This is a genomic window from Verrucosispora sp. CNZ293, from assembly GCF_002754655.1.
Genome location: NZ_PEFR01000001.1, coordinates 2,779,145 through 2,798,647 on the forward strand (window position 1 = coordinate 2,779,145; position 19,503 = coordinate 2,798,647).

Here is a 19,503-nt window from a genome sequence, read left to right on the forward strand (position 1 = left end):
TTTCCGGGTGGTCACACCGCCGACGCCAACGCCGCTGCTGAGCATCGTCGTACCGGTTTACGGCGTCGAGGCGTACCTACGCCAGTGCCTGGACTCCATCCACGCCGACATTCCGGCCGACGAGGCGACGGCTGTGGAGGTCGTCGCCGTCGACGACGCCTCACCGGACCGGTGCGGTGACCTGCTGCGCGGGTACGCCGCCGAGCATCCCGGGCTGCGCGTGCTGCACCTGGACCGCAACGTCGGCCTCGGGCCGGCCCGCAACGCCGGCCTGGACGTGGCCACCGGCCGGTACGTGTGGTTCGTCGACAGCGACGACCGGCTGCCGGCCGGGACGATCCGGGCCGTGCTGGACCGGCTGCGCAGTGACCGCCCCGACGTGATGATGGTCGACCACCTGCGGGTGCACGACTGCGGACGCGAGGAGGTCGACGCCAGCAGCCGGCTGCTGCGCGGCACCCCGGGCGTGGTGCGGCTGGCCGACCGACCGCACCTGCTGCGGGTCCAGCACACCGCCTGGAACAAGGTGGTACGCCGGGAGTTCATGGCCGAGCTGGGCCTGCGCTTCCACCCCGGCTGGTACGAGGACATTCCGTTCAGCCACCCACTGTTGATCGGCGCGGAGCGGATAAGCGTGCTGGACCGGGTCTGCTACCTGTACCGCCAGGGCCGTCAGGGGGCGATCACCTCGACCCGCAGCGGTCGACACTTCGACTCCTTCGAGCAGTACGACCGCCTCTTCGCCTGGCTGCGCCAACGGCATCCCGACGGGCGCTGGCACGCCGAACTGTTCGACCTGATGGTGAACCACTTCCTGGTGGTGGTGGGCAACGACGATCGGCTGCATCCGCACCTGCGCCGGGACTTCTTCCGCCGGGTCGCCGCGCACTACCGCACGTACCTGCCCAGCGGCGGCTACCCCCGGCCGGGCGGGGTGTCGGGGCTCAAGCACCGACTCGTCGGCCGCGACAGCTACCTGGCGTACGCGGCGCTTCGGCGGGCGCACCGGCTCGCCGGCCGGGTGCGCGGCAGCACCACCGGGGACCCCACGGGCGGGGCGGCGACGGCACCGCAAAGCCCGACACGAGACAACACATTGGTAAGCACGCACGGAAACGGATCGGAATGACGTTCAAGATCGGGTCGCACCTGGTCGGCACCGGAGAGCGCCCCTTCGTGGTGGCCGAGATGTCCGGCAACCACAACGGAGACCTGGACCGCGCACTGTCCATCGTGGATGCGGTCGCGGCCAGTGGCGCGCACGCGCTGAAGCTCCAGACGTACCGGCCGGACACCATCACCATCGACGTGGACACCCCGGACTTCCGCATCTCCGGCGGGCACGAGCTGTGGGGCGGGCAGAACCTGTACCGGCTCTACGAGAAGGCGCACACACCGTACGAGTGGCACCGGCCGATCTTCGAGCGGGCCCGCGCCCAGGGGCTCACCGTCTTCTCCTCCCCGTTCGACGCCTCCGCTGTGGAACTGTTGGAGGACCTCGACGCGCCGGCGTACAAGATCGCTTCGTCGGAGCTTGTCGACCTGCCGCTGATCCGGCTGGTCGCGGCGACCGGCAAACCGATGGTCATCTCGACCGGGATGGCCACCCTCGCCGAGATCGACGCCGCGGTACGCACCGCCCGCGACGGCGGCGCGGGCGGGATCATCCTGTTGGCCTGCACCGCCTCCTACCCGGCACCGCCCGCGGACAGCAACCTGCGCCGCATCCCCGTGTTGGCCGACGCCTTCGGCGTCCCGGTGGGTCTGTCCGACCACACCCCGGGCATCGGCGTACCCGTCGCCTCGGTGGCTCTCGGCGCCTGCTTCATCGAGAAGCACGTCACGCTGGACCGCGCCGACGGCGGCGTGGACTCCGACTTCTCCCTCAACCCCACCGAACTGGCCGCCCTGGTGATCGAGTCGGAGCGGGCGTATGCGGCGCTGGGCGGCACGGCGGTCGGGCCGACTCCGGCCGAGCAGGAGGGCCTGCGCTTCCGGCGGTCGCTGTACGTGGTGGCGAACGTGCGCGCCGGCGACGAGGTGACAGTGCACAACGTCCGCTCGATCCGGCCGGCCGGCGGGCTCCCCCCGGTGGAGATCGACCGGGTGCTGGGTCGCCGCTTCACCGCCGACGTGGCACGCGGCACCGCGCTGACCTGGGACCTGATCTGACCAGTTGACCTGCCGACCGCTCTACGCGGTTGTCCCGTCCGCGCTGTTGATACATCTCCGGGCAGGCCAATTGAACTATCAACCAGGGGTACGTCCGGCAGGAGCGCGACGCGGGTATACCTCTGCGTATGACCTTGGTAGCGGTAACGGTGGGTCTGGCATTGATCGGCGTGGTGGTGGTCGACGTATGGCTCACCGTGCTCCATCCGGACGCGGAGGGGCCTGTCGCCCGTACCGTCCGGCGGCTGGTCTGGCGGGCCTCCTCGCTGACTGCCGGCCGACGTCGTACGCCTCGCCGCACCCCGCTGGTCTGGGCCGGACCAATCCTGGTCACCGGCACATTCCTCGCCTGGCTCGGGCCGCTGGTGCTCGGGGTCGCACTCGTCGTCTGGCCGTACCTGGACGGCTACCACCGGGTCGCGGGTTACGGACCAACAGGTTTCGTCGACGCCCTCTACTACGCCACCGGGCTGCTGACCGTACTCGGCTTCGGCGACATCACCCCGGACACCGGGGCGCAGAAGCTGTTCGCCGTGACCGCCGCCGCCCTCGGCTTCGGCTTCTTCGCCGCGCTGGCCACCTATCTCATCGAGCTGATCACCGGGCTGACCGTCCGCAACCGGTTCGCGCTGACCATCTACGACCAGGTGCGCAGCACCGACGGAGTGGCCCTACTCGCCCGAAGCCTGACCGACGAGGGGGTCGACGTGGCCCGAGAGCGGTGTGAGGCCTGGGCAACGAGCCTGCGGGAGGTCGACGACACCGTTCGTCGGTATCCACTGGTCGCCCTCACCTACCGGCCCCGTCGCCGGGACTACGACATCGAGCCCGCTCTGGAGCAGATGGCCGCAGTCACCCTCGCGGCGCTGCTGGCCGCCAGGTGCGAACCATGGCGCGGCCTCCGATCCCGGGCGGAGGAACTGGCGTACGCCCTGCTGCGGCTCCAGGACACCATCGCCAGTCGTTACCTGGGCCGCCATCTGCTGCCCCCACGCAGCGAGCCGGCAGCAGACGACGCCGATCCCGATGAGGTGCTACGACGGCTACACGCTCGACTGATCGACGAGTTGGGGCCGCGGTTCGACCAGCCGCCGGGCGGCGACGGATTGGTCGACGAGCTGCTCTCCCGGTCTTTGCCGTTCTTCGCAGCGCTGCGTGGCTGGTCGGTACTCGGGGTCACCCGCGACGGGCCGCCGATCGGGGTCACCCATCGGGATGAGCGGGCGCAACCTTGACACACGAAGCCTGCTTCGTGAATACTGGTACGCAGTTCGAGGGGGAGTACCCGACGTAACGCGCGTCGCCGTCAGTACGGGCCCGGCCATCCGGGCCCCGGTTACGCGGTCACCACGCCGGTGGCCGGGGAGACCTTCGTCCAGCAGTGCCGGGCCCGCCGTGGCCCGGCCGGACGAGAGGTCTTACCGGTGTCTGTCTCCTGGTGGGTCTGGGCCCTGCTGATGCTGGCCATCGCCGTGATGCTCGCCGTCGACCTGTTCCTGCACCGCGACAACCACGTCATCGGATTCCGCGAGGCCGCCACCTGGTCCGGCATCTGGATCGCCGCCGGCCTGCTGTTCGGCGTACTCCTGTGGGTGTGGCAGGGCGGTGACGTGGCCGGCACCTACTTCGCCGGCTACCTGATGGAGAAGGCGCTGTCCATCGACAACGTCTTCGTCTTCGCGCTGATCTTCACGTACTTCGCGGTCCCCGCCGCGTACCAGCACAAGGTCCTGTTCTGGGGCGTCATCGGCGCGCTGGTGTTCCGGTTTGTGTTCATCTTCGTCGGCGCGGAACTGCTGGACAGGTTCTTCTGGACCGCGTACCTGTTCGGCGCGTTCCTCGTCTACACGGCCTACAAGATGGCGTTCCGGCACGGCGAGCAGACCGATCCGGACCGCAACCTGGTGGTGCGCCTGGTGCGCCGGATCCTGCCGACCGATCCGGCCTACCACGGCGACCGGTTCTTCGTCCGGGTCGACGGCAAGCGGGTCGCCACCCTGCTGTTCGTGGTCCTGATCGCGGTCGAGACCACCGACCTGATCTTCGCGATCGACTCGGTGGCGGCCATCCTGGCCATCACCACCAGCACGTTCATCGTCTGGACCGCCAACGCGTTCGCGATCCTCGGGCTGCGCAGCCTGTACTTCTGCCTCGCCGGGCTGCTGCGCCGCTTCGTGCACCTGCACTACGGCCTGGCCGTCCTGCTGGCCTTCGCCGGGGTCAAACTGATCCTGTCCGAGACCCCGGTCGGCAAGCTGCCCATCCCGGTGACCCTGGGCGTCATCGTGGCGACGATCGCGGTGTCGATCGCCTGGAGCCTGCGCAGCACCAGCGCCGGGTCGGAGACGCCGGAGCCCGCACAACTTCGCTGATGCTGCGGTCTCAGCCGGCGCCGGACACCGCAACTTCGGGGAAAGTGCGCAACTCCCGGCCACCGATCTGCCGGCCGACGCGGTCGGTCGGGGTGAAGGCGACGGTGACCACCAGGTCGGCCAGCGGCAGCGTGCGCCACAGCCAGGCGGTGCCGGGCGGCACCTCCAGGCCGTGCCGATGCCACCAGGTCGCCACCGGTACGTCGGCGAGTTTGGCCAGACACTCGACGCGGGTCCACCGGCCCCAGAAGTCGGTGGCCCCGAACCGGCGGACCAGCGCGGCGGGTAGCGGAGCGTCGGCGCGCTCGGCGTCGATGGCCACCCGCCAGCCGGGCACCGGCGGGGCGTACCAGCCGACACAGCGTCCGTCGTCGAGGTGGCTGCGGGTGACGGCGCCGCCCGACTCGGCCACCGGGGCCACCCGCAGGTGTCGTCGGGCGGCGGCGAGCAGGGTGGGCACCCGTTGTCCCGCACCGTCGAGGGTGCGGGACAACGGGTCCGACGGGTCAGATCGAGGCGGCACCGTCGACCACGATGACCTGGCCGTTGATGTTCGTCTGGTCACGCAGCAGCAGCCGCACCACCGGCACCACCTCGTCCGGCTCGGTCAGCTGACCGGTAGGCGTGCGACGCACGATCTGGTCCAACTGGGTCTGGCCGAGCACCGCCGACATCTCGGAGGCGAAGAAGCCCGGGGCGACCGCGTTGACAAGGACCCGCCCACCCAGTTCCCGGGCGAGCGAGCGGGTCGCCGCGTCCATCCCGCCCTTCGTGGCGGAGTACGCCACCAGACCCGGGAAGCCACGCTGCGCGCAGATCGAGGTGATGTTGACGATCCGCCCGCGCCGGCCCTGGGCCAGCATCCGCCGCACGGCCAGCCGGGTGAGCTGCAACGGCGCGGTCAGGTTGGTCTCGATGATCCGGGCGATGTCGGCGGTGGCGGTGTGCACGTGCAGCGAGTCCTGCCCGACGGCCGCGTTGTTCACCACGCCGTCGATCGGGCCGAGCCGCTCCTCGGCCGCCCGGACGAACGCCTGCGCGGCGGCGAGGTCGGTGACGTCGACCGAGCCGACGTGCGCCCGTTCCGGATGAGCCTCGGCGAGCTTGGCCAGCTCGGGGGTGACGGTGCGGGCGAAGGCGGCCACCTTCAGGCCCGCGTCGAGCAGGTCGGTGACGATGGCCAGGCCGAGGCCGCGGGAGCCGCCGGAGACGAGCACCACGGAGCTGGGCGGCACGGGCTGGGCGGGGATGGTGGGGTCAGACATCGCTCTTCAGGGTCTCCTTGACGGGAATCTCGGTGAGCAGGCGGATCCGGCGCGGTACCGCGTACTCGGGCAACTGGTCGGCGCACCAGCGGACCAGCGTCGCCTCGGCCGGCGCGGTGGCGCTCCCGGTGGGTACCACCTCGGCGACGACCATGTGGCCGAGCAGCGGGGCACGCCGGCCGGTCACCCGCGCCCAGGCCACCTGCGGGTGCGCGGTCAGCACGTCGCGGACCACACCGGCGGAGACCTTGCTGCCGCCGACGTTTATCTCGTCCGCGTCGAGTCGGCCGGTGATCAGCACCCGGTCATCGACGAGCTGCGCCCGGTCGCCGGTGCGGACCGGACCGTCCAGCCCGGCGCCGTGGTACGGCGAGGTGATCACCAGTTCCCCGTCGCGCACCCCGATCGTGGGACGACCCGGGGCCGCCCGGTCCAGCCACTGGACCGGGAACCCGGCCCGCCCGTCGTGCACCACGATGGCCGCGCCGACCTCGGAGGAGGCGTAGATCCAGGAGATCCGGGCGGTCGGGAACACCTCCCGCAGCCGGTCCAGGATCGTCTGGTCGACAGGTTCGCCACCGAGGGTCAGCTGACGCAGCGGCACCCGGGCCAGCCCGGCCGGATCGCGGTGCAGGGCGCGCCGCCAGAAGGTGGGCGTACCGGAGGCGGCGTCCACACCGTGCTCGGCCGCCAACGCCGGCCAGTCGTCGAGTTGATCCGGCTCCACCACCACCAGGTGCTGCCCCGGCTGGGTCAGCGACAGCGTCACCACCTGCCACCAGGCGTAGGTGCCGGGGGCGTACGGGCACAGCCAGGTCCGCGCGGGCTGCTCGCCCCGGACGGTGGTCAGGGATTCGAGGGTGTGCCCCACCCGCTTGGGACGACCGGTGGAGCCGGAGGTCAGCAGCCACAGTCGACCGGGCTCGGCGGCCCGCGCACCGGGTACCGCCGCGTCCTCGACCGTCCGGGCGCCCAGCTCGGTCACCGCGAACCCGGCGGCACGCAGTTCCTCGCGCATCGTCGCGTCGACCCGGCTGGCCGTGCTGAGCAGCAGTTCGGTGCCGTGCACGGCATGGTGCCGGGCGGCCGCGAGCGCGTACCGGGCCGAGTGGGCGAGCGCGGCGGCGGGCTCCGGCAGGGTCAGCTCCGGCAGGTCACGCCAGGTCAGCACGGCACCGTCGACGACGATCCGGTTGTCCGCCCCCGCCGGGTGGGCGGGGGCCTGCGGGGCGGTCTCGACGCTCACTGCCGTTGCAACTCGACGAGGAAGTCCAGCACGTCGCTGACCGTGGCGATCCGGCGCAGCCCGGGTGCGTCGAAGTTCAGCTCCTCCCCCGTGGCGTCCTCGACGCGCAGCGCCAACTCGGAGAAGTCCAGCGACCGGAAACCAACCTCGCGCAGATCGGCGGCGTCGTCGGCGGGCAACGCCTTGCCCTGGTTCTTGAGAACCTCGCCCATGAGGTCGCGGATCTGCGCCCGACTCAATTCCTTCATGCGGCGGAGTGTACAGCCAGGTGAATCGTGATTAGGGTGCCCGGTGACCAGGTAAACGGAGCGGAAAGCGAGCGGTACGTGTTGCGTGACGCCACCGGGGACGACGTTAACCTGATGTTGTCCTGGCGTAATCAGGAAATCAACCGACAGGTCAGCAAGACCAGTCACGTCATCACCGCCGAGGAGCACCGACGGTGGTGGTCGGCGGTGCGCCAGGACCCCACCCGTCGGGTGTTGACCTACCTGCGCGACGGGGTGCCCAGCGGCGCGGTCACCTACTTCGACCTGCGGTTGTCCGGCCCGCGTACCGGCGGATGGGGCTTCTACCTGGACGCTGAGGGGCTGGCCGAGCGGGGTGAGACGCTGCCCGCCTGGCTGGAGGTGATGCGGGAGGCGGTCGACCACGCCTTCGACGTGCTGGACCTGGACCGGCTCGACGGTGAGGTGCTGGCCCACAACACCGTGGTGCGTCAGATGAACCGTCGGCTCCGCTTTGTCGAGGGGCCCGGTCGCCAGGAAATTCACGACGGCCGGGAAATCACCGTCATCCCCATTTCCCTGGAGCGCGCCAACCGTCGCGTTCGCTGATTCTTGGTATTTCGTCCACGCATTGTTCACGTAGTCGACAGGTAGGGTTTTCGTCGCTTCGAGAATGCCGTTGTCACTGCCGCCGCCAGCCGGCCCACTTCCGCTTTGGGTCGCCGCCCAGCCGGACGAAGCCGTGCCGGGCGCCGTCCCAGTCGTCGGGTTCACCGGGCGCCCAGCGCGCGAAGACGACAGCCACGTCGGCTGGCGGCCGGTCACCGAACCACGGCACCTCCGTCCAGGTGACCTGGTGACTGAGGTTGAACCGGACCTGGTAGGGCACGCCGGTGGAGGCGGCTACCCGCTCCGGCGGCCGGATCCCCAGCTCGGTCACGCTGGGCACGGGCGTACCCGCCGCCGCCAGCGGACGGATCAGCCGCTGCGCGATCACCTGCATGGTCGCCACGTTGACCACGATCAGTGCCGTGAGGACGATCGCCAGCAGGGTCGTGCGCGCACGTCGACGCCGGGTCGCCAGCATGAGCCCGAGCAGCAGGCAGGCGGCGACCCCGATCGCGGACCCGACCAGCGGCCGCAGCTGTCGCCACCCGCCGGTCAGGGCCATCAGGTCCGGCGCACTGAACCCGCCCCAGCGCAGCGGCGCGTCCTGGGCCGCCGCCTGCGCCAGCCGAACGTGGATCAGGACCCCGCCGGCGGCCAGCAGCAGCACCGTCACCCCGGCCCGACGCAGCAGCGGACGGTACGCCGTGCCGAACAGCATCCCGATGCCGACGAGCAGCCAGAACGGGGCGAACATCTGCACGTACCGGGCGTAGATGGCGTCCGGCACCCGGTCCGGCACACCGGCCAGGACGACCTCCGCACCGACGGCGACCCCGACGGTGCTGAGCAGGGCCACGCCGAACGTCCACCCGGCGGCGTCACCACTCCGACGGCACAGCCGGACCACCGCTTCGGCACCGGCCAGCCCGGCCAGCCCGAAGGTGACGACCATCAGGTACCAGAGCTGCGTGCCGACGGACGCCAGCACCTGCGACAGTCCCCGCACCGAGGTGACCGCCCGCACGACGTTGCCACCGGCCGGTTCACCGAGCAGGTGCACCGTATCGCCGAGCAGCCGCACACCCACCTCGTTGCCGAGCGCGGCGGCCAGCACCGGCAGCACCGCCGCCAGCAGCCCGGCCGGGCCCAGCCGACGGCGGACCACAAGCGCCAAGACCAGCAACGCGGATCCGGCGACGATCACCACTCCACGCGAGTGCACCAGGTGCGTCGCGCCCGCGAGGGCACCGCAGACCGCCGCGCTGGCCGGACCGGGCCGCTCGACCAGCCGGTGCACGGCGAGCAACCAGGCCAGCAGCAAAGGCCCGAGTACCGCGTCGGTCATCGCCACCGTGGCGTGGAAGGCCACCGCCGGCAGCGTCGCCGCGCCGGCCGCCGCCGCCAGGGCCGGGCCGGGCCGCAGTCCCAGCAGCCGACGACCGAGCAGGTACGCCAACGGCAGCACCGTCGCGTTCAACGCCGCGTTGATCACCCGTACGAGCAGGTAGGTGTCGAGGAAGTCCCGGTCGAGGAGGAAGGCCGGTGCGATCAGCAGCGGATAGCCGATCCGGCGCAGTGTCTCGTTCTCACTGCTGAAGCCGCCCGGACCGCCGACCAGGGCACGGGCGGTGTTGAGGTAGCTGTCCTCGTCGGTGTGGGCGAACGGCATGCTCGCGTGGCGGGCCAACCAGATCCGCCACGCGGTCCCGAGCACCCAGCCGCCGACCAGCAGCAGAAGCAGCAACAGCCGCCGACGGTCGGGCGACGCCGATCCACGTGGGTCGGCCGACCCGCCGGTGTCGTCGGCGCGGGTCGCCTCGGCCTCGATGGTCATCGTCCCTCCCCTGACGCGTCCGGGCAGCCATGGTCGGGACGCGCCCCGGTGCCCGGTCGGGTCGAGACCCTAACGACCTGGTCGACGCAGGTCGGCGGGCACGCCGCGACGACGGCAGGTGTTCGCCAACCGGGTGCTCGCCATTCACCGCCGCACGGCGCGTGGTTAACCGCAGGGCTCGGGCCCGTTAACCCGCCGCGTTTAGCGTTCCCACCCGGCCGGCCGAGGCCGACCGCGAATCCGACACACACGGGAGCACCAGTTGAGCGAGCTGAACGGATCGTCCATCCTCGTCACCGGGGGAACGGGTTCCTTCGGCAGGACCTTCCTGCGGCACCTACTCGCCGAGACCGATCCGGCCCGGGTGGTGGTTTTCTCCCGCGACGAGCTCAAGCAGTACGAGCTGCGCCAGCAGCTCGGCGATGACCCCCGGCTGCGCTGGTTCATCGGCGACATCCGGGACCGGCACCGGCTGACCCGGGCCATGCACGGCGTCGACCACGTCGTCCACGCCGCCGCCCTCAAGCAGGTCGACACCGCGGAGTACAACCCGTCGGAGTTCATCGCCACCAACATCACCGGCTCGCAGCACGTGGTGGACGCGGCGATCGAGGCGGGCGTGCAGAAGGTGGTGGCCCTCTCCACCGACAAGGCGTCCAGCCCGATCAACCTGTACGGCGCGACCAAGCTGGTCGGCGACAAGCTGTTCATCTCCGCCAACCACTACGCGGCGCAGCATCCGACCCGCTTCGCGGTGGTGCGCTACGGCAACGTGGTCGGCAGCCGTGGCTCGGTGGTGCCGCTGTTCCGCCGGCTCGCCGCCGAAGGTAAGAGCCTGCCGATCACGGACAAGCGGATGACCCGCTTCTGGATCACATTGGACCAGGCCGTGCAGTTCGTCATCGACTCGTTCGACCAGATGCAGGGCGGCGAGCTGTTCGTCCCCCGCATCCCCAGCATGCGCATCCTGGACCTGGTCGAGGCGGTCGCCCCGGAGGCCACCACCCACGAGATCGGCATCCGTCCCGGCGAGAAGCTGCACGAGGAGATGATCGCTCCGGACGACAGCCGTCGGACGCTGATCGCCAAGGACCGGTTCATCGTGCAGCCGACCATCGCCACCTGGGGCTACCAGCCGCCGGTCGACTGTGCGCCGGTGGCGGACGGCTTCGCGTACCAGTCGGACTCCAACGACGAGTGGCTCACCGTGCCCCAGCTGCGTGAGATGCTCGGCATCGCGGCATGACGTCCTTTCTCCCCTACGGGCGGCAGTCGGTCACCGACGACGACGTGGCCGCGGTGGTCGCCGCCCTGCGCAGCGACTGGCTCACCACCGGCCCGGAGGTCGCCGCCTTCGAGGCGGACATCTCGGTGTGGGCCGGTGGGGCCGGGGTGGCGACGGTCTCCAACGGCACCGCCGCGCTGCACGTGGCGTACGCGGCGGCCGGTGTCGGCCCCGGCGACGAGGTGATCGTGCCGCCGATGACGTTCGTGGCCACCGCCAGCAGCGCGGTCGCCCTCGGCGCGCGGGTCGTCTTCGCCGACGTGGCGGAGGAGACGTTCACCCTGGACCCGGCGGCGGTGGCCGACGCGACCACCGAGCGGACGAAGGTCGTCGCCGCTGTCGACTACGCCGGCCACCCGGCCGACTACGACGCGCTGCGCGCCGCGCTCCACGGCAGCGACGCGCTGCTGCTCGCCGACGCGGCCCACTCGATAGGTGCCACCTACCGGGGCCGGCCGGTGGGATCACTCGCCGACCTGACCACGTTCTCGTTCTTCCCGACGAAGAATCTGACCACCGCCGAGGGCGGCGCCGTCGCCACCACCGACCCGGCGTTGCTCAAGCGGGCCCGCCGGTTCCGCAACATCGGGCTGGTCCGGGAACCCGACGAGCTGCGCTGGCCGGACGAGGGCGGCTGGCACCAGGAGGTGCACGAGTTCGGCCTGAACTACCGGCTGCCGGACGTGTTGTGCGCGCTGGGCCGCAGCCAGTTGCGCCGGCTCGGTGACTTCCTCGCCCGCCGCGCCGAACTGGTGGCCCGTTACGACGCGGCCCTCGCGGACCTGCCCGGTGTGCTCGTGCCCGGTCGGCGGCAGTGGGCGGCACCGGCCTGGCACCTGTACCCGATCCGGGTGCTCGACGGCCGCCGTCGCGAGATCTACGAGCGGATGCGCGCGGCCGGCATCGGCGTCCAGGTCAACTACATCCCGGCGCACTGGCACCCGGCCTTCGCCGACCTCGGCTACCGGCGGGGCAGCTGCCCCGTGTCGGAAGCCTTCTACGCCCAGCAGTTGTCGCTGCCGCTCTACCCTGGACTGCGCGACGCCGACCAGGACCGCGTCATCGACGCGTTGGCCGCGGCCCTGCGCGGCGTCTCGCTCCGGCCGGCCGCCTGAGGGAATCCCCGATGCACCACGCGAACCATTTCTACGGTCACGCCCACGTGCTGGCCCGCTACGCGGGGCTGGGCGACGGCCACCCGCCCCGGATCAACGGGTACGTCCAGCACGGCTGGAACATCGGCGACGGTCTGGCCCCCGGCCACCCGTACGCCGAGCGCACGCCGAGCCTGCTCTGGTCGGAGCAGACCCGGCGGCGGGCCTGGTCGGTCGGGCGACGCAACGTCACGGTGATCGGGGCACCCTTCGTCTACCTGCTCGCCATGCGGCCGGCGGAGGAAACCCAGCCGCCCCGGGAGGGCACCATCTGGTACCCGTTCCACGGCTGGGAGGGCCAGCACGTCAAGGGTGACCACAAGGAACTGATCGCCCGTATCCGGGACACCGAGCCCGGCCCGGTCACCGTCTGTCTGTACTGGCACGAGCACCGGATGCGGCGGGTACGCCGGCTCTACGAGAACGCCGGCTTCCGGGTCATCTGCCACGGCTACCGGGGCCACTGGTGGTCCGACACCGACCCGCAGTTCCTGGACCACCAGCTCGCCGAGTTGCGCCGGCACCGTCGGGTCGCGTCGAACCGGCTGACAAGCGCCATCTTCTACGGCATCGCGGCCGGCTGCGAGCCGGCCGTGTACGGCGACCCGATGGTGCTGGCCGACGAGGACCCGACCTTCGGCGGCACCGCCCGGATCCGCCGGCAGTGGCCGCAGCTGCACGGCGAACAGGTGCACCTGCCGACCGCCGTCGAGATCGCCCACGCCGAACTGGGCACCGACCACCGTCACCCGCCCGCCGCGCTGCGGGAGCTGCTGGGGTGGGCGTACCCGCAGGAGGAGACGACGTGACAACCGAGACGGCGTCAGCGGTGACGCTGCCCGGCGGGGAGATGCTCGCCTGGTCCGACCGGACGGACGAGGCCGGCGACGGCCCCCTCGCGGCGCTGGCCGCCCGTCTGGTGCCGGCCGGGGCCCGGGTGCTGCTGGCCGGACCGCACGGACCGGCGCTGCTCGACGCGCTGGCCCACGCTCGACTCACCTGCCTGCTGCGCGGCTACCCGGACGCGGCGGTGGTGGCCGGCCGGGTGGACCGGGTGCTGGTGGCCGGCCCGCACGGCCTGCCCGCCGGCGAGGAGTACGACGTGGTGATCGCCGGTGCCGGGCTGGACGCTGTCGAGTCCGTCGAGGGTGAGCGGCTCGGCTGGGACGGTCTGCTGGCCCGCCTGGTGGGGGCCGTGCGTCCCGGCGGTGACCTGCTGCTGCGCCTGGACAACCCGATCGGCCTGCACCGCCTGGTCGCCACCGGAAGCTGGTACGCCGGTCGGGACGATGCCGAGTGGACGGTCGGCGGGGTGCTCGACGCCGCCCGCCCGGCCAACCTGGATCAGGTGCGCGAACGGATGGCCGCCGCCGGGATGCGGGCCGGCACCTGCTATGCCGGCTACCCCCGGACCGACCTGACCACCGCGCTGGTGACCGTCGAGGAGCTGGCCCGGCGCACCACGAGCGGACTGTTGGACGCGGTGCTGCACGCCGCCTGCACCGACGGGTACGCCGGCCGGTTCGTGCTTGCCGATCCGGCCCGGCTGGCGGTGGACGCCCTGCATGCCGGCCGCGCCGCCGACCTGGCCCCGTCCTGGCTGGTGCTGGCCCGACGGCCGGCCGCCGATCCGACGGATCCCGACGACGAGCCCGACGGCACCGGCGACGCGGCCCACCCGCTGCCGCGCGTCGACCGGCCGGAGAACCCGGCACCCGGGCTCGGCGGGCCCGCCCCGCTGCCGGTGGCGTTCGTCGCTGACCCGGCGGCGGGCGGCACCGTCGTCGAGGTACTCCACGGGCCGCAGGGCTGGCACTGGCACCGTACCGGCATCGCCGTGCCCAGCGCCCCGGCCGACGCACCGTACGCCGGCCGGGAGCTGGCCCACCGCGATCCGGCTGCCCCGGACGGCCCGGTGCCCGACGGGCGTCTGTTGCGCAGCCTGCTGCTCGACGGATGTCTGCGCCGCGACACGGCGCTGCTGCGCCGGCTGCTGCGTGGCTACGCCGACTGGCTCGACGGCCAGGCCGAGCAGGGACGACTCGCCGGTGCGGTGGCCCTGGCCGGGGTGGACAACCTGGTCGTCGACGGTGACCGCTGGGGGTGCTCGACCGGGGCTGGCGGGCCGACGCACCGTCACCTGTCGACGTGGTACTGGCCCGGGTCCTGGGACGCTTCGCCGCCGACCTGCTGACCGGCGGGTACGCCCACCCGTGGACCTCCACACTCGACGTGCCGGGGCTCACCGTGGTGCTCGCCGGGGTGGCCGGACGCGACCTCGACCGGGCCGTCGTCGAGGCCGCGATGCGGACGGAGACGGCGGCCACCCCTACCGACCCGCCGCCGGGCCCGCACAGCTACCAGCAGCTCCGCGAGGCGTGGCTGCGCCAGCGGGAGGAGAACACCCGGCTGACGGCGCTGCTCGCGTGGACCGAGAACCTGCTCACCTCGCGGGAACGCGCGCTCCGCCGGGCCGAAGCAAAGATCAAATTGCTGAGCGGTTCGCTGAGTTACAAGGTCGGGCGGCTGGCCATCACCCCGGCCCGGATGGCCAGGCGCGGCGCCCGCGCCGCCAAACGCCGGGCCCGTGCCGCCATCGCCTCGAAGCAGGGAGGACAGAAGTGACCGACCGGATCGTCGGCATCGTGCAGGCGCGGATGGGCTCGTCCCGACTGCCCGGCAAGGTGCTGCGCCCGCTGGCCGGACGCAGCGTGCTCGGCCGGGTGGTCCGGGCCGCCCAGGACAGCGACGTGCTCGCCGACCTGGTGGTCGCGACAAGCAGCGACAGCAGCGACGACGCGGTCGTCGCCGAGTGCGACCGGCTCGGCGTCGCCTGGCACCGGGGCCCGGTGGACGACGTGCTGACCCGCTTCGTCGGCGCCCTCGACGCCCATCCCGCCGACGCGGTCATGCGGTTCACCGCCGACTGTCCGCTGCTGGACCCGGAGATCGTCAGCCTGGTCGCCTCGGTGTACCGCGCCGTGCCCGGGCTGGACTACGCCAGCACGTCCATCGCCCGCACCCTCCCCAGGGGTCTGGACGTCGAGATCATCCGGGCGGACGCGCTGCGGACCGTCGACCGGCTCGCCACCGAGCACCACCGGGTGCACGTGACCTCGTACGCGTACGCGCATCCGGAGGTGTTCCGGGTGCTCGGGGTGACCCTCACCCCGGACCGTTCGCAGCTACGCCTCACCTTGGACACCACGCGCGACTGGGAGCTGGTCCGCGCGGTGGCCGACCACTTCGGTGACGTCAGCGTGCCGCTGGCCAAGCTCGCCGACTGGTTGGACGGGCAGCCGGCGCTGCGCGCGCTCAACGCCGACGTCCGGCAGAAGCGGTTGGAGGAGCGCTGAGCACGGTACGCGTCGGACTGCGCTGCGACGCCGGGCCGTCGCGCGGTGTCGGGCACCTGGTCCGTTGTCTCGCCCTCGGTGAGGAGTTCCAGGCTCGGGGCGCCACGGTCGAGGTCTTCGGCACCGTCGACGGCGTCGGTTGGGCGGCCGACCAGCTCACCGCCCGGGGCATCCCGCTGCACCCCGGCCCGGACACCCCGGACGAGCTGGTCGCCACGGCCCGCCGGCACCACCTCGACGTGGTGGTGCTCGACTCGTACGAACTGGATCCGGCCGGAGCCGGCGCGCTGCGGGCCGCCGGGGTGCTGACCCTGGCCATCGTCGACGGGGACACCCGGGGGCAGGACGCCGACCTCTACCTGGACCAGAACTTCGCCACCGACCTGGCGGTGCCGGCGGGCCGGCTGCTCGCCGGCAGCGGGTACGCCCTGCTGCGCGCGGGTGTGCTGGCTGCCCGGCCGGCGGCCCCCCGCCCGGCGGTGGCGGTGCGGCCCCCCTCGGTGCTGGCCTTCTTCGGCGGTACCGACGCGGTCGGCGCGGCGCCGCTGCTGACCGAGGTGCTCCTCTCCACCGGCCGGCCGATGGAACTCACGGTCGTCGTCGGCCGGCCCGAACTGGGCGAGCGGATGGCTCGGCTGACGCCGGGGCCGGGGCAGTCGCTGCTGCCGGTGCCGCCCACCGGTACGCTGCCCGCCCTGATCGCCGCGGCGGATCTCGTGGTCAGCGCGGCCGGCACCTCCACCTGGGAACTGTGCTGCCTCGGTGCGCCGTCGGCGCTTGTCTGCGTGGTGGACAACCAGCGCGAGTCGTACCACCGGGTGGTGGCGGCGGGTCTGGCCACCGGGCTCGGCGAGCTGCCCGCGCTGGCCGGCGACGCTGCGGCGGCGCGCGCCGCCGCGCGTACCCTGGCGGGACTGCTTGACGACGGGTCACGCCGGGCGGCGCTGTCCGCCCGGGCCTGGGCCGCCGTGGACGGGCGAGGGCGGGAACGGGTGGTCGACGCGGTACTGGACGCGCTACGACACGTCGCGGCTGGCTCCCCAGTGCAGTGACAGGCCACGCGCGGCCCGGTCAGTGTTGATCTCCATCATGCTGCCGAGGATCGTCGCCCGGTCGGCGATCACGGCGGTGCCGTCAAGGGTGTAGGTGGTCCGGTCGCTGATCAGCACGGCAGCACCCGGCGCGTCGTCGAGGTGCGCCGCCAGCGCCGGGTCGAGGATGCCGGGCCGGATCGTCTCGGTCGCCCGGGCCACCGAGACTTCCCGGGCCGCGAGCGCCTCGTACAGGGAGGTCGCGGTGAAGTCGACCTCGCGCAGCCCGTCGGCGTGTGCTGCGCGTACCCAGGAGACCTGGTGCACGGCGCGGCGTCCGGCGAACGCCCGGATCCGTTCCAGCCGCAGCCCCGAGTCGGCCGGGCTGGCTCGCAGCGCCCCGGCGATCCGCGTGGGCAGCCGGCGCACCGCGCGGGCGACGACTGTGGTCCGCACCTCGTGGCCCTGGTCCCGCAGGTCGTCGGCGAAGCTGCGCAGCGAGCCGAGCCGGTAGGCCAGGTGGGGCGGGGCGACGAAGGTGCCCCGGCCCGGCTGCTGCTCGATCAGCCCCTCGTCGCTGAGCTGCCGTAACGCCTGCCGCAGCGTCATCAGGGTGACGCCGTAGGCGGCGCTGAGATCACGCTGGGAGGGCAGCGCCTCGCCGGGCCGGTAGTCCCCGGCTCGGATCTTGGCGGCGAGGTCCGCGGCGATGGTGCGGTACCGCGCCGTGGACGCGTCCTGCCCGGTAGCCATGCCGCCGCCCCGCCCCCTAACCTCCGGCGTCCGCCGATGCCGCTGCCGGTACACCGTCCAGCGCCGCCCGCAGCGACCTGACGAATCCGGCGGTCGCCGCCGGGTCCGCGCCGTCGAGCAGACGCCGCATCAGCGCCGCGCCGACGATGACACCATCGGCGTCCCGCCCCGCGGCAGCCGCCTGCTCCGGTGTCGAGATGCCGAATCCCAAGAATACGGGCCGGTCCGTGACGCCCCGCAGGCGCCGCGCCAACCCGGCGGCCGAGGTGGCGAGGTGCTGCCGTTCGCCGGTGATTCCCATCAGGGAGACCGCGTAGATGAAGCCGCGACTGCGCTCGGCGATCTCCCGCAGCCGCCGTGGTGGGGTGGCGGGCGAGGCCAGCAACGCGAGATCGACGTTCGCGGCCCGCGCCGCCGCGCCCGTCGAACCGGCCTCCTCGAGCGGCAGGTCGGGCACGATCAGGCCCTGCACGCCCGCCTCGGCGAGGGCCCGGCAGAACCGGTCCGCACCGCACCGCAGGGCGAGATTGGCGTACGTGCTGACGACGACCGGCACCCCGATCCGGCTCCTGGACAGGTCGGCGAGGATGCCGGCGGTGGTGGCGCCCCGGGCGAGCGCGGCGTGGGACGCCTCCTGGATGGTGACGCCGTCGAGGGTGGGGTCGGAGAAGGGGATGCCGACCTCGATCGCGTCCGCTCCGGCGTCGGCCAGGGCGCGCAGGTGGTCGGTCCAGTCCGGGGTGACGCCCCCGGTGAGGTAGGGCATGAGCAGCTTGCGTCCACCGTCGCGGCGCAGCCGCAGCCGGGTCTCCAGAGTGGTCACCGGGTCTCCTCGTCAGTCAGGTGGGTCATGAGCGTCGGGATGTCCTTGTCGCCGCGCCCGGAGAGGGTGACGAGCACACTGCTGCCGGTGGGCAGCTCGGCGGTTCCGGCCGCCCGGACGACCCAGGCGAGCGCGTGCGCCGACTCGATCGCCGGGACGATGCCCTCGGCGCGGGCCAGCCGGACCGCCGCCGCCAGCGCCTCCTCGTCGGAGACGGTGACGTACTCGGCCCGGCCGAGGTCGCGCAGGTGGGCGTGCTCCGGCCCGACTCCCGGGTAGTCCAGGCCGGCCGCGACGGAGTGCGCCTCGCGGATCTGGCCCTGCTCGTCCTGGAGGAACAGCGACTGGAATCCGTGCAGCACGCCGATCTCACCGAGGGCCGCGCCGGCGCCGCCCGCCGCCTCGACCCCCACCAGCCGCGCCGGTGTGTCGACGAAGCCGGCGAAGGTGCCGGCGGCGTTGGAGCCACCGCCGACGCAGGCGACCACATGTTCCGGCGTGCCGGTGGACAGCTGCTCGGCGCACTGGTGTCGGGCCTCCTGCCCGATGACCGCCTGTAGGTCGCGCACCATCCACGGGTACGGGTGCGGCCCGATCACCGAGCCCACGCAGTAGTAGGCGTCCTCGGTGACGCCGACCCAGTGGCGCATCGCCTCGCTCGTGGCGTCCTTGAGGGTCCGGCTGCCCGATCGCACCGGCACGACCTGCGCGCCGAGCAGCCGCATCCGGAACACGTTGTGCGCCTGCCGCTCGACGTCACGCTCGCCCATGAAGACCGTCACCGGCAGGCCCAGCAGGGCACCGGCGGTGGCGGTGGCGACGCCGTGCATTCCCGCGCCGGTCTCGGCGATCAGCCGCCGCTTGCCCATCCGCCGGGCCAGCAACGCCTGGCCGAGCACGTTGTTGATCTTGTGCGAGCCGGTGTGCGTGAGGTCCTCCCGCTTGAGCAGCACCGTCACGCCGAGTTCGGCCGAGAGTCGCGACGCCGGGGTCAGCGGTGTCGGCCGGCCGGCGTACGTCGACAGCAGCCGGGCGAGATCACCCCGGAAGCCCGGATCCGCCCACGCCTCGGTGAACGCCGCCTCGACCTCCTCGCACGCGGGTATCAGCGGCTCGGGTACGAAGCGGCCACCGTGCCGGCCGAACCGACCGGCCACCGGCGCGGCGGTCGGGGCACCTAGTGCCAGAACTTTCATGACAACCTCCAACTGTTCTATAACTCTTGCCTAGAGTTATAGAACAGTTGGCGAGGTGCGCGCAAGGCTTCGCCACCGACGCCAACGTCTCCTTCGGCTCGCCCGCCCACCACTGCTCCGCCCACGCGGCACCGGGGCCGGCCCGGCCACCTGTCGCCGGCAAGCCCCTGACTACAGTGA

General features: G+C 72.4%; 18 protein-coding genes and 1 pseudogene. 11 read left to right on the top strand and 8 right to left on the bottom strand.

Features of this window, described 5'->3' with window-relative positions:
- The first annotated feature begins 7 nt into the window (after positions 1–7).
- The 4 genes from CLT74_RS12605 to CLT74_RS12620 all read left to right on the top strand — a co-directional run bounded on the left by CLT74_RS12605 (position 8) and on the right by CLT74_RS12620 (position 4,544).
- Positions 8–1,129, top strand: a complete 1,122-nt coding sequence (locus CLT74_RS12605; protein WP_099851896.1) for a glycosyltransferase — start codon at positions 8–10, stop codon at positions 1,127–1,129.
- Entirely contained in the window at positions 1,120–2,172 is a 1,053-nt protein-coding gene (gene pseI / locus CLT74_RS12610; protein WP_199172373.1) for a pseudaminic acid synthase, read from the top strand. The genes CLT74_RS12605 and pseI overlap by 10 nt, the downstream gene beginning before the upstream one ends.
- Before the next feature lie 128 nt (positions 2,173–2,300).
- Positions 2,301–3,407 (top strand): potassium channel family protein, encoded by a 1,107-nt coding sequence (locus CLT74_RS12615; RefSeq protein ID WP_099846696.1) that lies wholly within the window; start codon positions 2,301–2,303, stop codon positions 3,405–3,407.
- 189 nt (positions 3,408–3,596) lie between these two features.
- Positions 3,597–4,544 (top strand): TerC family protein, encoded by a 948-nt coding sequence (locus CLT74_RS12620; protein ID WP_099851898.1) that lies wholly within the window; start codon positions 3,597–3,599, stop codon positions 4,542–4,544.
- 10 nt (positions 4,545–4,554) lie between these two features.
- On the opposite strand, the gene CLT74_RS12625 is transcribed toward CLT74_RS12620, so the two are convergent.
- The 4 genes from CLT74_RS12625 to CLT74_RS12640 are packed head-to-tail and all read right to left on the bottom strand — an operon-like array spanning position 4,555 to position 7,303.
- Positions 4,555–5,067 carry a hypothetical protein gene (locus CLT74_RS12625; RefSeq protein WP_486582281.1) on the bottom strand — a complete coding sequence of 171 codons (513 nt, stop codon included), beginning with the start codon at positions 5,065–5,067 and terminating at the stop codon, positions 4,555–4,557.
- On the bottom strand, positions 5,051–5,809 hold the full coding sequence (locus CLT74_RS12630) for an SDR family NAD(P)-dependent oxidoreductase (RefSeq protein WP_099846697.1): 759 nt from the start codon (positions 5,807–5,809) through the stop codon (positions 5,051–5,053). Before CLT74_RS12630 ends, CLT74_RS12625 begins: the two co-directional genes overlap by 17 nt.
- The gene (locus CLT74_RS12635) at positions 5,802–7,055 is read right to left on the bottom strand and encodes an AMP-binding protein (protein ID WP_099846698.1); all 1,254 of its coding nucleotides are present in this window, start codon (positions 7,053–7,055) and stop codon (positions 5,802–5,804) included. The genes CLT74_RS12630 and CLT74_RS12635 overlap by 8 nt, the downstream gene beginning before the upstream one ends.
- Positions 7,052–7,303 (bottom strand): acyl carrier protein, encoded by a 252-nt coding sequence (locus tag CLT74_RS12640; RefSeq protein WP_099846699.1) that lies wholly within the window; start codon positions 7,301–7,303, stop codon positions 7,052–7,054. The genes CLT74_RS12635 and CLT74_RS12640 overlap by 4 nt, the downstream gene beginning before the upstream one ends.
- Positions 7,304–7,417: 114 nt before the next feature.
- On the opposite strand from CLT74_RS12640, the gene CLT74_RS12645 reads away from it, so the two are divergent.
- A complete protein-coding gene (locus tag CLT74_RS12645) occupies positions 7,418–7,891 on the top strand; it encodes a GNAT family N-acetyltransferase (protein WP_486582282.1) in 474 nt (157 codons plus the stop codon).
- 73 nt (positions 7,892–7,964) lie between these two features.
- Here CLT74_RS12645 and CLT74_RS12650 read toward each other — a convergent pair whose 3' ends face one another.
- Positions 7,965–9,725 (bottom strand): glycosyltransferase family 39 protein, encoded by a 1,761-nt coding sequence (locus CLT74_RS12650; RefSeq protein WP_099846700.1) that lies wholly within the window; start codon positions 9,723–9,725, stop codon positions 7,965–7,967.
- A gap of 262 nt (positions 9,726–9,987) precedes the next feature.
- Here CLT74_RS12650 and pseB point away from each other — a divergent pair, with 262 nt between their 5' ends.
- The 6 genes and pseudogenes from pseB to CLT74_RS12680 all read left to right on the top strand — a co-directional run bounded on the left by pseB (position 9,988) and on the right by CLT74_RS12680 (position 16,572).
- Positions 9,988–10,971, top strand: coding sequence for a UDP-N-acetylglucosamine 4,6-dehydratase (inverting) (pseB, locus tag CLT74_RS12655; RefSeq protein WP_099846701.1), 984 nt, complete (start codon positions 9,988–9,990; stop codon positions 10,969–10,971).
- Positions 10,968–12,125 carry a DegT/DnrJ/EryC1/StrS aminotransferase family protein gene (locus CLT74_RS12660; protein WP_099846702.1) on the top strand — a complete coding sequence of 386 codons (1,158 nt, stop codon included), beginning with the start codon at positions 10,968–10,970 and terminating at the stop codon, positions 12,123–12,125. Before pseB ends, CLT74_RS12660 begins: the two co-directional genes overlap by 4 nt.
- An 11-nt stretch (positions 12,126–12,136) precedes the next feature.
- The gene (locus tag CLT74_RS12665) at positions 12,137–12,973 is read left to right on the top strand and encodes a hypothetical protein (RefSeq protein WP_099846703.1); all 837 of its coding nucleotides are present in this window, start codon (positions 12,137–12,139) and stop codon (positions 12,971–12,973) included.
- A pseudogene (locus CLT74_RS12670) lies at positions 12,970–14,789 on the top strand (class I SAM-dependent methyltransferase). Before CLT74_RS12665 ends, CLT74_RS12670 begins: the two are co-directional and overlap by 4 nt.
- Positions 14,786–15,520 carry a glycosyltransferase family protein gene (locus CLT74_RS12675; RefSeq protein WP_099846704.1) on the top strand — a complete coding sequence of 245 codons (735 nt, stop codon included), beginning with the start codon at positions 14,786–14,788 and terminating at the stop codon, positions 15,518–15,520. Before CLT74_RS12670 ends, CLT74_RS12675 begins: the two are co-directional and overlap by 4 nt.
- Complete coding sequence (locus CLT74_RS12680) at positions 15,517–16,572, top strand: spore coat protein (RefSeq protein WP_099846705.1); 1,056 nt, start codon at positions 15,517–15,519, stop codon at positions 16,570–16,572. The genes CLT74_RS12675 and CLT74_RS12680 overlap by 4 nt, the downstream gene beginning before the upstream one ends.
- Here the strand turns inward: CLT74_RS12680 and CLT74_RS12685 are convergent.
- The 3 genes from CLT74_RS12685 to trpB are packed head-to-tail and all read right to left on the bottom strand — an operon-like array spanning position 16,537 to position 19,323.
- Positions 16,537–17,304, bottom strand: a complete 768-nt coding sequence (locus CLT74_RS12685) for a GntR family transcriptional regulator (RefSeq protein ID WP_099846706.1) — start codon at positions 17,302–17,304, stop codon at positions 16,537–16,539. The two genes, CLT74_RS12680 and CLT74_RS12685, sit on opposite strands and share 36 nt — an antisense overlap.
- A gap of 16 nt (positions 17,305–17,320) precedes the next feature.
- On the bottom strand, positions 17,321–18,127 hold the full coding sequence (gene trpA / locus CLT74_RS12690) for a tryptophan synthase subunit alpha (protein ID WP_486582283.1): 807 nt from the start codon (positions 18,125–18,127) through the stop codon (positions 17,321–17,323).
- Positions 18,124–19,323, bottom strand: coding sequence for a tryptophan synthase subunit beta (trpB, locus tag CLT74_RS12695; protein ID WP_099846707.1), 1,200 nt, complete (start codon positions 19,321–19,323; stop codon positions 18,124–18,126). The genes trpA and trpB overlap by 4 nt, the downstream gene beginning before the upstream one ends.
- Positions 19,324–19,503 lie beyond the last annotated feature (180 nt).

Coding starts and splice junctions, on each gene's coding strand:
- CLT74_RS12615 (WP_099846696.1), top strand. CDS start 2,301: ATGACCTTGGTAGCGGTAACGGTGGGTCTGGCATTGATCGGCGTGGTG.
- CLT74_RS12630 (WP_099846697.1), bottom strand. CDS start 5,809: ATGTCTGACCCCACCATCCCCGCCCAGCCCGTGCCGCCCAGCTCCGTG.
- CLT74_RS12640 (WP_099846699.1), bottom strand. CDS start 7,303: ATGAAGGAATTGAGTCGGGCGCAGATCCGCGACCTCATGGGCGAGGTT.
- CLT74_RS12645 (WP_486582282.1), top strand. CDS start 7,418: ATGTTGTCCTGGCGTAATCAGGAAATCAACCGACAGGTCAGCAAGACC.
- CLT74_RS12650 (WP_099846700.1), bottom strand. CDS start 9,725: ATGACCATCGAGGCCGAGGCGACCCGCGCCGACGACACCGGCGGGTCG.
- CLT74_RS12660 (WP_099846702.1), top strand. CDS start 10,968: ATGACGTCCTTTCTCCCCTACGGGCGGCAGTCGGTCACCGACGACGAC.
- CLT74_RS12665 (WP_099846703.1), top strand. CDS start 12,137: ATGCACCACGCGAACCATTTCTACGGTCACGCCCACGTGCTGGCCCGC.
- CLT74_RS12685 (WP_099846706.1), bottom strand. CDS start 17,304: ATGGCTACCGGGCAGGACGCGTCCACGGCGCGGTACCGCACCATCGCC.
- trpB (WP_099846707.1), bottom strand. CDS start 19,323: ATGAAAGTTCTGGCACTAGGTGCCCCGACCGCCGCGCCGGTGGCCGGT.